Below are 13,717 nucleotides of genomic sequence, written 5' to 3'. Positions count from 1 at the left end.
GATGGAACAGGGGAAGGGGTGGGTGTCAGCCGATGTCGACCGGAGGCTCGTCCACGGTCGCCAGACGGGTGATCTCCGCCTCGGACAGGACACCGGCGTAGACGCGCAGGTCGTCGAGCTGCCCCATCAGACGATTGCCCCAGGCGCCGGTGTCGTGGCGCCGGGCCCCGGCGACCATCAGGGGCTGGTCGGACTGGAAGATGCTGTCGACGAAGACGCCGTCCTCCACACCCTCCCGTACGCCCGCGAGGTACAGCTTGGCCGACTGGTTCGCGGAGTCGAACACGCCGACCACATGGATCCAGTTGCCCGGTGGATTGACCTGCTCCGAGGTGATGGTGGCGGCAGGGCCCGACAGCACGTCGGTCTCGTAGACGCCGAAGTTCCAGTCACCGACCGCTTCACCGACTTCCTGCCGGTACCACAGGCGGAAGGCGTTGCGCTGCAGGCCCGGGTGGGCGAACACGGTCGGCGAGTGGGCGCCGGCGGTGTTCTCCAGTACGTCGGGGTTCAGGTTGACCCAGCCGGCCACCGTGAAGCTGCCGGATTCGTCGAGCATCACCGGCGCGCCGGCTGTGCCCGCCTGGGTGGCCGGCAGGTTCAGCACGGTGCCGTGAGCGGGGTCGTCGGCCAGGGTGAAGCCGGCGCCGGAGGCCAGGGTGAGCAGGTTGCCGTGGCCGGACTCGTCGGGAGCCGTGGTGCCCGAGGCGTTGTCCATGTCCCAGTGCGCCAGCAGCGCCGGTTGGGGGTGGCCCGTCTCGGGGTTCTCCAGGTTGGACTCGGCCCACATCTCGTCCGGGAAGACGACCCGGTTCCACGCCTCGACGTGGTCCAGGTCTCCCTTGAAGTGGCTGCCGAGGCTGCCGCTGGGGCTTTTCATCCGGCCGATCTCGAACGGACCGGACGCCGCCCACGGGGTGGTGTACGCCGTCGTCGCCTCCAGCCTGCCGTTGACGTACAGCCGGATCTGCTGGGCGTCGCGGTCGTATACGGCCATCAGGTGCGTCCAGGCGCCGACGACACCCGGGCGGGTCGAGATGGCGCGCACCAGGCTCGTGCCGTCCTGGCTGTAGCGGTTGAACACCCAGCGGTCGTAGGACGACGAGTAGTACAGCTGGAAGGCGCCGACCTGAGCGCCCTGTTGGCTGGCCACGGTGCTGATCTGGTCACGGGAGCCCAGCTTGGTCCACGCCGCGACGGAGAAGCTGCCTGTGGTGTCCACCACCGGGCCCGGGGCCGCCGCGTACCCGCTGCTGCCGTCGAGACTCAGGCCCGACCCCAGGCGTGCCGGGGAGGTCCAGGCCGCTCCGCCGCCGAGCGTCAGCGGGTGGGAGCTGCCGGACGCGTTGAAACCGGTTGCGTCCAGCTTCCACTGCGCGACTGGGCTGGACGCCCTGGCCACCTTGAACAGGTAGTCCTTGCTGGCGCTCGGGTTGCCCGCGGCGTCGAACGTCTGCACCCGCAGGGTGTTGGTCAGGCGCTTGGTCGGGGTGACTTTGCGCTCGTAGCTCGCGGTGCCGGTGGTGAAGGTCTTCTTCTCCAGCAGAACGCCGTTGAGCCAGATGTCGTAGCGCCGGACGTCGGTCGCGCCCGCGCTGATCTTGAAGGTGCCGGTCTGCCCGACGCTTCCCGTCTCCGGTGAGGCGTCGCACGTGATGCCGGCGCATTCCGGATATTCCACGGAGCTCACCGTGGGCTGGGGCGGGACCGTGGTATCCACCTTGAAGTAGCAGTAGGAGGACCACGGCCCGTACATATAGCTCGTGGTGCCCGACCAGGTGTACCGGTACTGCGTACGCGCCCGGAACTTGTAGGTCGTACCGCTGGTCAGCGTCGGTGTCGGGTCCGAACCCGCGACGCCGCTGGCCGTCCAGGTGTCGGGGCTCAGGTTGGTCGGGGTGGTGCTGGAGCCCGCGTACAGCTCGAAGTTCGGCCGGAGGCTGGCGTTGGCGCCGTCCGCGGACGTGGGCGTGGCCGTCACGCGGGGCGTGGCGTCGCGGATCAGCGCCGGAGCGGTGGACGCCGAGCACGCCACGTTCGGGTCGGACAGCTTCACCGCGGACGGCGCGGCGGTCGGCGGCGAGACGTACGTGATGGACAGCCGCGGCTTACGGGCGGCGGTGGCCCGGTCGTCGGCCGGCGACATGAACTGCTTCCACGCGATGGGGTCGGTGTCGCTGGCCGTCAGCCCGAGGGTCGTCGTGGTCGACTTCGCCTTGGCGGTGTACGCGACGGCCGACGTGGCGTTGAACTCCACGTCGCCGTCGGGGCAACTGGACGAGTGGCCCTTGGCCGCCGACACCTTGGTGACGTAGGACCAGCCGGTCGGCGGGTTGGTCCACGTGGTGGAGCTGGAGATCGGGTTGGTGCGGTAGAGGTTGACGTCCCTCTTCTCGCAGTTGGCCGACCAGATCTCGTACGCGGTGAACGTCGCGTTCAGGATCTTCTTGCCCGCAACCTTCCGGGTGTCGAACTGGAAGAGCGACTTCGCCTTCTTGTTGTCCACGTACGCGTCGTAGCCCACGCCCAGGGCGTGCGAGGTCCGCCAGAACGACGTACCGCCCGAGCTGGACCAGATCGTCGTCCAGCCGGTCAGCGTCGCACTGACCGCAGGCGGGTCGATCACGATCGGATAGGAGGTGTCGGCCGCGTTCAGGAAGGCGGGGTCGGGCGTCAGCGACAGGGCGCCCTTGGCCATGGACACGTCCGCGACGGACGTCTTGGACCCCGGCTCGGGGGTCACTGCGTTGTCCGCGGCGGCCGGGTCGGCGTCGGACGCGCGGGCAGTGGCCGTGGAGGACGTCCGCTGAGCGGTCCGGGCGGACGGCTGCGCCGCCGACGGGGCGGCCGGCGCGGTCGAGGAGTCCCACATCAGTGCGGCGCTGCTGGAGAACACCGCGTGTCCGCGGGCGTCCAGCAGGGACACACTGCCGTTCTCGGAGGTCTTGACGGACAGGCCGGACGTCTTGACGGGGAAACGTATCGCCGCCAGTGCCGGGTCGGTCGCCGCCTTGCGGGAATGGACCACGAGGTTCTGGGTGAAACCGTCCGGACGGACCTGCACCACGAGGTCCACGTCGGGGCGCACCGACTCGTAGACGGCCACCGAGCCCGTCACCTTCGGCGTGGGCAGCTTCCACGGAGAGCCGAGTTCGTACGTCTTGCCGTCGCGCGTGATGGTGGCCAGAGGGGCGGAGCCGCCCCCGGACAGCACCACGTCCTGCGCTGCTTCGGGCACCAGCCTGCCGTCGGAGCGCGTCACGAGCGTGGTGTCGATCGGCACCCACGCTCCGCCCTTGCGGACACGTTCGGGCACCGGCGAGGACTCGGCCGTGAACGTGCCGTCGCTGTTGGCGAAGACCTGGCTGGTCTCGTTCGTCAGCGCCTCGACCTCGACCCGCCGGCCCTCGGCCACCGCCTTCTTGGAGGCCTTCTGCTCTGCCGACTCGCCCGGCAGGACGTCGTCCTGCCAGAACGCCTTGCCGCGCGCGGCTTCGTCGGCGGGAACGCTCGACGTCGTCTCACGCGTCTCGGCGGCGCTGCTGGGCGTGGTGGCGGCCCATGTGTCGGAGAGTGCCGCGTTCAGCACTCCGCCGGCGGTCAGCAGCGCCACCGCTGTTGCCGCTACCCCCCGCACCGCTCTTCCGCGGTGCCTGCGTCTTGTCACTCTGCTGTACTCACATTCTGAGGATCACGTGAAGATTCAGTAAGCGAAGTGACCCTATGCGCAGGGCAGTTGATGATCCAGAGCCACATCATCGGGCAACTCGAGCATTCGTTCCGGGTCGGGCAAAACCCGAAGTGCCTGATCTCACGCGGAATCTGTCGCTCCGTCAGACCCCCGCGACGCCGGCGCCTTGGGGAGAGGGTGCACCGGGACCGAGAAGTGCGTTGCGGCAGGGCCTAGGCGTGGCGGAGGGTCAGGACCTCTCGGGAGGCGAACGTCTCGCCCGGTGGGCGGCTCGCGAAGTACGGGGTCAGGGCGTCGTCCAGCTCCTCGTACGTGAAGAGGTCCTTCGCCGTGTCGTACCGCGCCGCCACCCTCGGCCGTTCCATCACCGCCACCATGCCGCCGTGGACCACCAGCAGACGGCCGTTGACGCTCGCCGCCGCCGGTGAGGCGAGGTAGCCGACGAGGGGGGCCACGTGGTCCGGGGAGAGGGGGTCGACGGCGCCCTCCCCCGGTTGCGGGAAGCCCGCGAAGACGTCCTTGGTCATCTTCGTCCGCGCCCGTGGGCAGATCACGTTCGCCGTCACGCCGTACTTGGCCAGCGCCAGCGCCGTCGACGTCGTCAGGCCGACGATTCCGCCTTTGGCGGCGGCGTAGTTCGGCTGGCCGGCAGAACCCGCCAGGAACGCCTCCGAGGAGGTGTTGACGATCCGGCCGTAGACCGGTCCGTCCGCCGCCTTGGCGCGCGAGCGCCAGTGCGCGGCCGCGAAGTGGCTGGTGTTGAAGTGGCCCTTGAGGTGGACCCGGATCACCGAGTCCCACTCGTCCTCGCTCATCGAGAAGATCATCCGGTCGCGCAGGATGCCCGCGTTGTTGACGAGGATGTCCAGCTTGCCGTACTCGCGCACCGCCAGGTCGACGAGTTCGCGGGCCGACTCGTGGTCGGCGACGTCGCCGAGGTGGGCCACGGCGCTGCCGCCCGCCGCGCGGATCTCCGCGGCGACGGACTCGGCGGGCCCGCCGGACGGGGAACCCGAGCCTTGCCGAAGGCCTTCGGCGCTGGAGGTGCCCCCGGGCCCGGGCTGCTCGTAGTCGTTGACGACGACGGCCGCGCCGAGCCGGGCGAGTTCCAGGGCCTCGGCCCGGCCGAGTCCCCGGCCCGCGCCCGTGACGATCGCGCTCCGGCCTTCGAGAGCGAGGGACATGGCGGATCTCCTCACAGCTCGATGCAGGTACGCAGGGCCTCGCCACTGCGCATCTGCGCGAGCGCGTCGTTGATCCCGGCGAGCGGCACCCGGTGGGTGATGAGGCCTGCCAGGTCGATCCGGCCGGCCCGCCACAGGGCGATGGCCCGCTCGTAGGAGCGCAGTACGTCCCCGCCGCCGTACATGGACGGCAGGATGCGCTTCTCGTCGAAGAACAGCTCGAACATGTTGAGCCGCAGGTGATCGTCCATCGCGCCGGCGCCGACGACGCACAGCGTCCCGCCGCGCCGGGTCGTCTCGTAGGCCGTGCGGGCCGTCGCGGATTTACCGACGACCTCGAAGACGTAGTCGAAGCCCTCGCCCGCGGTGATCCGCTGCTTGGCGTCGGCGAGCCGGTCGGGCGCCACCGCCTCCGTCGCGCCGAATCGCAGGGCCGCCTCCCGCCTGGACTCCACCGGGTCGACGGCGACGATCTGTGCGGCGCCCTGGAGCTTGGCACCCTGGATCGCGGAGATGCCGACGCCGCCGCAGCCGATGACGGCGACGGACGAACCGGCCTCCACCTTCGCGGTGTTGATGGCCGCGCCGAGTCCGGTGGTGACCCCGCAGCCGATGAGCGCGGCGATGTCGAAGGGCACGTCGTCGGGGATCGGCACGGCGCAGCCGGCGTCGACGACGACCTCCTCGGTGAAGGTGCCGGTGCCGGCGAAGCCGAAGACGTCGCCGCCGGGACGGCGGAAGCTGGGCGTGCCGGCGTTCATGAACCCGGCCAGGCACAGATGGCCCTGGCCGCGCCGGCAGGCGGCGCAGCCGCCGCACGCGGGAAGCCAGCACATCAGCACCCGATCGCCGGCGGCGAGACGGCTGACGCCGTCGCCGACGTCGAGGATCTCGCCAGCGCCCTCGTGGCCGGGGACGAAGGGCGCGGGCTGCGGCAGCACGCCGTTCATCGCGGAGACGTCGGAGTGGCACAGCCCGGTGGCCCGGATCCGTATCCGCACCTTGCCGGGGCCGAAGCCCACTGCCTCGACGTCGTCGAGGACTTCGAGTTTGTCCTGGCCGATCTCGTGCACTACGGCTGCGCGCATGACGGGTCCCTTCAGCAGGCTGTCACTTGGTCTCTACGAGGGTGTCGGCGAGCACGGGGGCGTCGTCCCGATCCGCGGCGGTCACCGTCACCTGGACACGGCCCCCGTCGCCCGACCACATCCGGATCCGGAGCGTCTCGCCGGGGAAGACCACGCCGGCGAAGCGTGCGCCGTACGAGCGGACCTTGGTGACGTCCCCGCCGAGGAGTGTGTCGACGACCGCTTTGAGCGTCATGCCGTATGTGCACAGGCCGTGCAGGATGGGCCGGTCGAAGCCGGCGAGCTTGGCGAACTCCGGGTCGGCGTGCAGCGGGTTCCAGTCGCCGGAGAGCCGGTGGAGGAGCGCCGCGTCCTCGCGGACGGCGCGCTCGACGGTCCGGTCCGGCGCGCGCTCCGGCAGCTCCAGCCGCTCGGACGGGCCGCGTTCCCCGCCGAAGCCGCCTTCGCCGCGTACGAAGAGCTGGGCGTCGCTCGTCCACAGCGGTCCGTCGTCGTCGGCCGCCTCGGTGCGCAGGACGAGGATCGCGGCCTTGCCCTTGTCGTACACGGCGGCGACGCGCGAGGTGGAGGTGGCCGTGCCCTTGACCGGGATCGGGCGGTGCAGTTCGACGCGCTGGCTGCCGTGGAGCACGGAGGCGAGCTCGATGTCGAGGCCGGGCGCGGAGAGTCCGCCGACGACGCCCATGCCGGCCCCGGCGACGGTGGCGAAGCTCGGCAGCACGTGCAGCCGGGACTCAAGGGTGTAGCGCAGCTCGTCGGGGTCTGTCGCGGGGCGGCCGGCGCCGAGGCCGAGGTGGTAGAGCTGGATGTCCTTGTGGTCCCAGGCGAGGGTGGTGGAACGGGGCTCCGCGGCGACGGCCCTGGTGGCATCAATGGGCATGGGGCTGCTGCTCCTCGAGGAGTGGAGACCTCGGTACGGCCGTCCGCACCGTCGGCCGCACCGAGGTCGTGAGGGACCGGCCGGGCGAGCCCGTTCTAGAACGCGTTCTAGGCCGATGAGCCTCCATGTATAGCGCGGCCCCCTGACGTTGTGAAGACTGCTGACGGCATGTCAGGTTGGACCCGTCCCGCTGCGGAGCCGACGGCGGAAGCGCTGCCGATTCGGATGGTCCCGGAGTCGAAGACCGGCGCCGTACGCCACTCCGGAGCTTCGCCCCGCGACATCGCCCCGACCGGACACACGGAGCACGCCCGCCCCGGCCGTCACGGGCGACGGCCGCGGCCCCGACCCGTCGGACGTGCCCGGTAGCGGTCTGCGCGGCCGTGCGGAACGGCTCGCCGCGGCGGGCGGCACGCTCGAGTCGGGGCCGGGGCCGCAGGGCGGGTTCGGCGTGACCGGCGAGTTGCCGGTCCCGGTCGTAACCTGAGCGCATGAACGAAATGCCCCGCGAGCACAGACCCGCCAAGTCGGTACGGGTACTGCTCGCCGGGGACCAGGACATGGTGCGGGGCGCGCTCGCGCTGCTGCTGGGCATGGAGCCGGACCTCGATGTCGTCGCACAGGTGGGGCACGGCGACGAGATCGTGGACGCGGCACTGGCCCGGCGGCCGGACGTGGCCCTGCTGGACGTCGAACTGCCGGGCCGCAGCGGCCTGGACGCGGCCGCCGACCTGGCGCGGGAGGTCCCGGACTGCCGGGTGCTGATCCTCACCACCTACGGCAGGCCGGGCTGTCTGCGGCGGGCCATGGAGGCGGGGGCGGCCGGCTTCCTCGTCAAGGACGGGCCGGTGGAGGAACTGGCGCAGGCGATCCGGCGGGTCCTGACCGGCGAGACGGTCATCGACCCCGCGCTGGCCGCGGTGGCGCTCGGGGACGGTCCGAACCCGCTCAGCGCGGGGGAACGGGACGTGCCGGGTAAGGGGACGTACTGAAAGCGTCGGTCGACCGGGGGGCTTTGTTCGCGAGTTCCGACAGCTGTTGTTCATCGTCTCGGGAGGCGGCACCCGCAGCGGGTCGACGTCGATGTTCACGAGAACGGACAGCACCCGGCCGTCGGCACTCCACGCGGGCACGGCCGGTCTCGGCATCAAGGGTCCACGCCGCCGCCCGAGCCGGTTCTGTGGGCCGTCCGCGGCAATGTGGCCCGCGCCCGCTTGCGCCTGCGGCCGGGGCACCCCCACCACGCTGAACAATGGCCTGGTCAAACCGCAGGGACGTGCCTGAGCCGCATCGAGGGGAACGACCGATGGACAGAGCCGGACGCCCGGATCGTAGAGCGCTGCTTGCCGGCGGACTTGTGAGCGCCATGGCCGCGCTTGCGGGGTGCTCATCGACGAGGGCCGCCTCGCCGGCGACCGGCGCTTCGCCGGAAACGCGGCCAACCACGCCCGCCGCGGCATTCGCGAGGTTGATGGAAGGCAACAAGCGCTGGGTGAGCGGAGACCTTCAACACCCCGACCGGGATCCGAACCGGCGTCAGCTCGTGGCCCAGCAGCAGGAGCCTTTTGGGGCGATCCTCTCGTGTATCGACTCCCGAGTGCCGCCTGAGCTCCTCTTCGACACGGGCCTGGGTGCCCTTTACGTGATGCGCACGGGTGGCGAGGCGGTCGGCCCGGTGGTCACTGGTTCTGTCGAGTACGGGCCCATGACGAGTGACACCCCCCTCATCGTGGTCCTCGGGCATCAGCGCTGCGGCGCCGTCGAGGCGGCGTACAAGTCCCTTCGTGACGACAAACCGCTGCCCGGCAACCTGCAGGCGATCGTCAAGGCCCTGCAGCCGGCGTACGAGCAGGCAGTCCGGGAGGGTGGCGGCGACCCGGTCGAGACCATGGCCCGCGCCCAGGTCAAGTTGACCGCGGCCGATCTGCGCTCCAACCAGGACCTGGCCCCACTCGTGGGAAAGGGCGCTCTTGCCGTGGTCGGCGCCTACTACTCGCTCGACACCGGCAAGGTGGAAGTCCTGGCCGGCGCGCCCTCCTGACCGGTCGGACGAGCGAACGGGCGTCATCAGGTCGGTGGCGGGTCACCGGACCGCCCGCCGAGGCGTGGCTCGCAGTCGCTACGCCCGGTCCGCGGTGGGACGCGGCAGCCACAGCAGCATGAGCACCGCGGCAGCGAGGAGCACCCCCGTCCCCGTGCGGAACGCCAGCGCGTAACCGGCCGTCAGCGACTCCGGGTCGGTCGCGCCGCCGGAGCGGGAGGCCGCGACCGTGGACAGGATCGCCAGGCCCAGGGCGCCGCCCATGGTGCGGGAGGTGTTGATCAGGCCGGACACCAGTCCCGCGTCGTCGGGGGCGGCACCGGAGGTCGCGAGGGAGGCGAGCGGGGTGGCGACCAGGCCGATGCCGGCCATCATCAGGACGCCGGGGCCCGCGATCGCCGTGAGGTACTCGCCGTGGGCGCCCATCGTGGACTGCCAGCCGAAGCCGGTCGCGGCGATCAGCGCGCCGAGTACGGCGACGGCTCGTGCGCCGCCCATGGCCATCAGCGGCGGTGCGAGCTTGGAGCCGACGATGACGCTGACCGAGCTGGGGATGAGGGCGAGCCCTGCCTCCAGGGGCGTGTAGCCGAGGACGTTCTGGGCGTAGACGGTCATGAAGAACCACATGGCGAACGAGGCCGAACCGGTCACCAGCATGGCCACGTTGGCGGCCGAGACCGCCCGTGAGCGGAACACCTTCAGCGGCATGAGCGGGGCCTTCGCCCGGGCCTCCACCGCTACGAACGCGCCGAGCAGCCCGAGTCCGCCGAGCAGCGGCAGCAGCGTCACGGCCTCGCCCCACCCCGCCTCCTCCGTCTGCACGATGCCGTAGGCGACCGCGGCCAGGCCGCCGGTCGCGAGGACCGCGCCGGGCAGGTCGAGCCGGCGGCTCCCACCGGTCCGGCTCTCGGTCAGCCACAGGGCGGCGGCCGCCAGCACCAGCACACCGACGGGGACGTTGATCAGCAGGACCCAGCGCCAGGACAGCAGGTCGGTCAGCACTCCGCCGACGAGCCCGCCGGCCGCACCTCCCGCCGCGCCGACGGCCGTCCAGGTGGCGATGGCGCGGGTGCGGGCCGGGCCGGACGGCACAGCGGCGGTGATGATGGTCAGGGTCGCGGGCGCCAGCACGGCCGCGCCGAGCCCCTGCACACCACGCGCCACCAGCAACTGCCAGCCCTCCTGGGCCAGTCCGCCGGCGACGGACGCGGCGGTGAACAGGCCGAGTCCGAGGAGGAACATCAGCTTGCGTCCGAACATGTCGGCCGCCCGGCCGCCGAGGAGCATGAACCCGGCGAACGCGATCGAGTACGCGTTGAGCACCCATTGCAGCCCGGTCGGCGAGAGCGTCAGGTCCGCGCGCATCGAGGGAAGCGCCACGTTGACGACGGACACGTCGAGCACGACGAGGAACTGGCCGGCGCACGCGGCAGCGATCACCACCCAGGCGCGCGGGGACGGTGTGACGGGTGCGGGCAGTACCGGCTCTTGGGTCTTCGGTGCGGGGTGGACCATGCGTGTCATGGTCGCAGCCACCACGTGGTCCGTACATGCTGATTTCGGCGTAGCCGCTCGGACCCTGCGGTCCTAGGTCCTCCGCAGCAGCGTCACCACAGCCGCACCGCCCAGTCCGATGTTGTGCGCCATTCCGGTGCGGGCGCCGTCGACCTGGCGGGCCCCCGCCTCCCCGCGCAACTGCCGCACCAGCTCGGCCGCCTGGGCGAGCCCGGTCGCGCCCAGCGGATGCCCCTTGGAGATGAGGCCGCCGGACGGGTTGACCACCCACCGCCCTCCGTAGGTCGTGGCGCCGCTCTCGACGAGCTTGCCGGACTCCCCTTCGGGGCACATGCCCAGCGCCTCGTACGTCAGCAGCTCGTTGATCGAGAAGCAGTCGTGCAACTCGACGACGTCCACGTCCTCGATGCCGAGCCCCGACCTCTCGTAGACCGCCCGCGCCGCGGCGCGGGACATCGGTCTGCCGACGGCATCGATGCACGAGCCGGAGCCGAAGGACTCCTCGGTGTCGGTGGTCATCGCCTGCGCGGCGATCTCGACCGCTCTGCCGTGCAGTCCGTGCTGCACGACGAAGCGTTCGGAGACGACGAGGGCGGCGGCCGCGCCGTCGGAGGTGGGTGAGCACTGGAGCCTGGTCAGCGGGGGATGGACCGGCTTGGCGGCGAGGACCTCGTCGACGCAGTACACGTCCTGGAACTGGGCGTCGGGGTTGGCCGCCGAGTGCCGGTGGTTCTTGGCGGCGACGGCGGCGAGCTGCGCCTGCGTCGTGCCGTACCGCTCCATGTGTTCGCGTGCCGCATTGCCGAAGATCTGGGCGGTGGGCGGGGACTGGGCGAAGCCGTGCCGCGCGGCCATGACGCCGTAGTGACGGGCGACGGGCGAGGTCGCGAAGTCGCCCTGCCCCGCCCCGGCGCCGAGCGCGCCGCGGCTCATCTTCTCGAAGCCCAGCGCCAGTACGCAGTCGCTCGCACCGCCCTCGACGAACTGCCGGGCCAGCATCAGGGCCGTCGCGCCGGTCGCGCAGTTGTTGTTGACGTTGTAGACGGGCACGCCGGTGAGCCCCAGCTCGTACGCCGCCCGCTGTCCCGCGGTGGAGGCCTGGAAGCAGTACCCGACGGGCACCTGCTGCACCTGTTCGTAGGCGACGCCCGCGTCGGCGAGCGCGGCGGAACCGGCCTCCCGTGCCATGTCCCAGTACTGCCACACGCGTGTCTCGGGCTTCTCGAACTTGGTGGTGCCGACGCCGACGACGTACGCCTTCATGGTCCGTCCCTCCCGGTCCGACAGGAGCAGAAGAGTAGAACAGGTTCTCACCTGACGGTAGGTCAGGACCGCGCCGGTCGAGTCCGGCCTCTTCTCTCCGGCGACCGGGACGGGGCCGTAGTGGTCGGGGGCGACGCAGAGGGGTGGAGGCTGTGGAGGCGCACCCATGTCGCCGAGCGGAACCGGAGGCCGGTGATGTGCATCACGCTCCGTGCCTGCCCCCGGGGGAGCTACCGGCGCGTAGGGCACGATGGCCTCCCCATCCGTACGCCCCCTGTACGCCTCCGTACGCCCTACCGGGAGGACCCGATGCCCGCCGCCACCCCCAAGCCGGAGACCCTCGCCGCCTTCGAGGCCGCCAAGGGGTTCATGCCCGTGAACGAGGGCCTCGCCCTGTACGCGGCCGCCGCAGAGGCGGGCGCGCTCGGGCTGCCGTTGCTGGAGGTGGGCACGTACTGCGGGCGCTCGACGATCCTGCTGGCGGACGCGGCCCGCCAGGCCGGCACGGTCGCCGTGACCGTGGACCACCACCGGGGCAGCGAGGAACAGCAGCCCGGCTGGGACTACCACGACCCGGAGACGGTCGACCCCGAGATCGGGCTGATGGACACGCTTCCCACCTTCCGCCGCACTCTGCACAAGGCAGGCCTGGAAGACCACGTCATCGCGGTCGTGGGCAGGTCGTCGCAGGTGGCGAAGGTGTGGGGCGGGCCGGCCGGTCTGGTCTTCATCGACGGCGGCCACACCGACGAGCACGCGACGAACGACTACGAGGGCTGGGCCCCGCACGTCGCGGAGGGCGGCCTGCTCGTGATCCACGACGTCTTCCCCGACCCGGTCGACGAATGGACCGGCCAGGCCCCGTACCGCATCCACCTCCGCGCCCTGGCCTCGGGCGCCTTCACCGAGGTCTCCGCCACGGGCTCCCTCCGCGTCCTGCGACGCACGGGCCCCGGCATCTGAGTCCCGGGCCGCGCGACCGCTAGCATCGCGAGCGTGTCGTACGACGAGAACCAGCACCACGACCCCCGGCCGCGCCGTTCCCGGCGCGGCCTCGTCGCCGTCGTCGCGGGCGCGGGGCTGGTCGTGGGCGGTGTGGGCGGCTGGCTGGTATGGCAGGCGGACGGTTCCGGCGGCGACGCTCGCGCGGGATCCGCCGCGACGGCGGGCAAGCCGGGCGACTCCCCGGCCCCCGGCCGGTCCCGGACCCTCGCACCGCCCGACTCCTCCCCCGCCTCCTCCCCCGACCCCGACGAGTCGCCGGCCGAGAGGACGGGACCGCTCTCGGGGAAGATCGTCGTCGTGGACCCGGGACACAACCCCGGAAATTTCTCGCACACCCGCGAGATCAACAAGCAGGTCGACATCGGCACCAACCGCAAGGAATGCGACACCACAGGCACGGCGACCGACGCCGGATACCGGGAAGCCGATTTCACCCTCGATGTTTCACGACGTCTTCGCACCCTGCTCGAAAAGCAGGGCGCGAAGGTCGAATTCACCCAGGACGCCGATCGTCCGTTCGGTCCGTGCATCGACGAACGGGCACGATTCGGCAACGAAGCAAGAGCCGACGCCGTCGTCTCGATCCACGCGGACGGGTCGGCGGTCGGCAACCGCGGATTCCATGTGATCCTGCCCGCCCGGGTCAGGGCGGGCGCGGCCGACACCTCCCAGATCGTGGGTCCTTCACGTGAGCTCGGCGAACGGATCGCCGGCAAGTTCCTTCGCGCCACCGGAAGTTCCCCCTCCAACTACGTGGGGGGCGGCACCGGACTGGACGTACGGGACGATCTGGGCGGGCTCAACCTCTCGACCGTGCCCAAAGTCTTCATCGAATGCGGCAATATGCGGGATCCTGAGGACGTCGCTCTGCTCACCAGCCCGAGCTGGCGGCAGAAGGCGGCCCAGGGAATGGCGGACGGCATCGGCAGCTACCTCCAACGGTGAGTGCGATACCGGGCGGACGTCCGGAACCGGCAGACGATAGATTCACCTCTACGATGGGGAGTCACCCCCGAGCTCCGCGTCAGCGCACCGCCGACCAGGCGGCGG

Annotated in this window: 9 protein-coding genes and 1 pseudogene; 4 read left to right on the top strand and 6 right to left on the bottom strand. The window is 71.3% G+C overall.

Going from position 1 to position 13,717, the window contains the following annotated elements; translation table 11 throughout:
- Positions 1-25: 25 nt before the first annotated feature.
- The 4 genes from IE198_RS06790 to chsH3 all read right to left on the bottom strand — a co-directional run bounded on the left by IE198_RS06790 (position 26) and on the right by chsH3 (position 6,843).
- Positions 26-3,613 carry a LamG domain-containing protein gene (locus tag IE198_RS06790; protein WP_229833780.1) on the bottom strand — a complete coding sequence of 1,196 codons (3,588 nt, stop codon included), beginning with the start codon at positions 3,611-3,613 and terminating at the stop codon, positions 26-28.
- Between the two features lie 290 nt (positions 3,614-3,903).
- Positions 3,904-4,875, bottom strand: a complete 972-nt coding sequence (locus tag IE198_RS06785) for a 3-oxoacyl-ACP reductase (protein ID WP_189883781.1) — start codon at positions 4,873-4,875, stop codon at positions 3,904-3,906.
- 11 nt (positions 4,876-4,886) lie between these two features.
- Complete coding sequence (locus tag IE198_RS06780; RefSeq protein ID WP_189883779.1) at positions 4,887-5,963, bottom strand: Zn-dependent alcohol dehydrogenase; 1,077 nt, start codon at positions 5,961-5,963, stop codon at positions 4,887-4,889.
- 22 nt (positions 5,964-5,985) lie between these two features.
- On the bottom strand, positions 5,986-6,843 hold the full coding sequence (gene chsH3 / locus IE198_RS06775) for an enoyl-CoA hydratase ChsH3 (protein WP_189883776.1): 858 nt from the start codon (positions 6,841-6,843) through the stop codon (positions 5,986-5,988).
- Between the two features lie 491 nt (positions 6,844-7,334).
- Here chsH3 and IE198_RS06770 point away from each other — a divergent pair.
- Positions 7,335-7,811: pseudogene (locus IE198_RS06770) on the top strand (response regulator); the annotation flags it as partial.
- A 284-nt stretch (positions 7,812-8,095) separates the two neighbouring features.
- Positions 8,096-8,884, top strand: a complete 789-nt coding sequence (locus IE198_RS35000) for a carbonic anhydrase (RefSeq protein ID WP_308426794.1) — start codon at positions 8,096-8,098, stop codon at positions 8,882-8,884.
- 78 nt (positions 8,885-8,962) lie between these two features.
- Here the strand turns inward: IE198_RS35000 and IE198_RS06760 are convergent, their stop codons facing one another.
- Positions 8,963-10,399 (bottom strand): MFS transporter, encoded by a 1,437-nt coding sequence (locus IE198_RS06760; protein ID WP_189883770.1) that lies wholly within the window; start codon positions 10,397-10,399, stop codon positions 8,963-8,965.
- 72 nt (positions 10,400-10,471) lie between these two features.
- On the bottom strand, positions 10,472-11,662 hold the full coding sequence (locus tag IE198_RS06755) for a lipid-transfer protein (RefSeq protein WP_189883768.1): 1,191 nt from the start codon (positions 11,660-11,662) through the stop codon (positions 10,472-10,474).
- 309 nt (positions 11,663-11,971) lie between these two features.
- Between IE198_RS06755 and IE198_RS06750 the strand changes: the two genes are divergently transcribed.
- Both IE198_RS06750 and IE198_RS06745 read left to right on the top strand, forming a co-directional pair.
- The gene (locus IE198_RS06750; RefSeq protein WP_189883766.1) at positions 11,972-12,625 is read left to right on the top strand and encodes a class I SAM-dependent methyltransferase; all 654 of its coding nucleotides are present in this window, start codon (positions 11,972-11,974) and stop codon (positions 12,623-12,625) included.
- 33 nt (positions 12,626-12,658) lie between these two features.
- Positions 12,659-13,612, top strand: a complete 954-nt coding sequence (locus tag IE198_RS06745) for an N-acetylmuramoyl-L-alanine amidase (RefSeq protein ID WP_189883765.1) — start codon at positions 12,659-12,661, stop codon at positions 13,610-13,612.
- Positions 13,613-13,717: the final 105 nt, after the last annotated feature.

The organism is Streptomyces xantholiticus (genome assembly GCF_014651015.1).
Taxonomy (GTDB): domain Bacteria; phylum Actinomycetota; class Actinomycetes; order Streptomycetales; family Streptomycetaceae; genus Streptomyces; species Streptomyces xantholiticus.
This window is presented reverse-complemented; position numbering and strand designations above follow the sequence as displayed.

Bases quoted from the DNA above. Each gene is read 5' to 3' on its own strand.
- IE198_RS06785 (WP_189883781.1), bottom strand. From the start codon at position 4,875: ATGTCCCTCGCTCTCGAAGGCCGGAGCGCGATCGTCACGGGCGCGGGC.
- IE198_RS06780 (WP_189883779.1), bottom strand. From the start codon at position 5,963: ATGCGCGCAGCCGTAGTGCACGAGATCGGCCAGGACAAACTCGAAGTC.
- chsH3 (WP_189883776.1), bottom strand. From the start codon at position 6,843: ATGCCCATTGATGCCACCAGGGCCGTCGCCGCGGAGCCCCGTTCCACC.
- IE198_RS35000 (WP_308426794.1), top strand. From the start codon at position 8,096: ATGGCCTGGTCAAACCGCAGGGACGTGCCTGAGCCGCATCGAGGGGAA.
- IE198_RS06760 (WP_189883770.1), bottom strand. From the start codon at position 10,399: ATGGTCCACCCCGCACCGAAGACCCAAGAGCCGGTACTGCCCGCACCC.
- IE198_RS06755 (WP_189883768.1), bottom strand. From the start codon at position 11,662: ATGAAGGCGTACGTCGTCGGCGTCGGCACCACCAAGTTCGAGAAGCCC.
- IE198_RS06750 (WP_189883766.1), top strand. From the start codon at position 11,972: ATGCCCGCCGCCACCCCCAAGCCGGAGACCCTCGCCGCCTTCGAGGCC.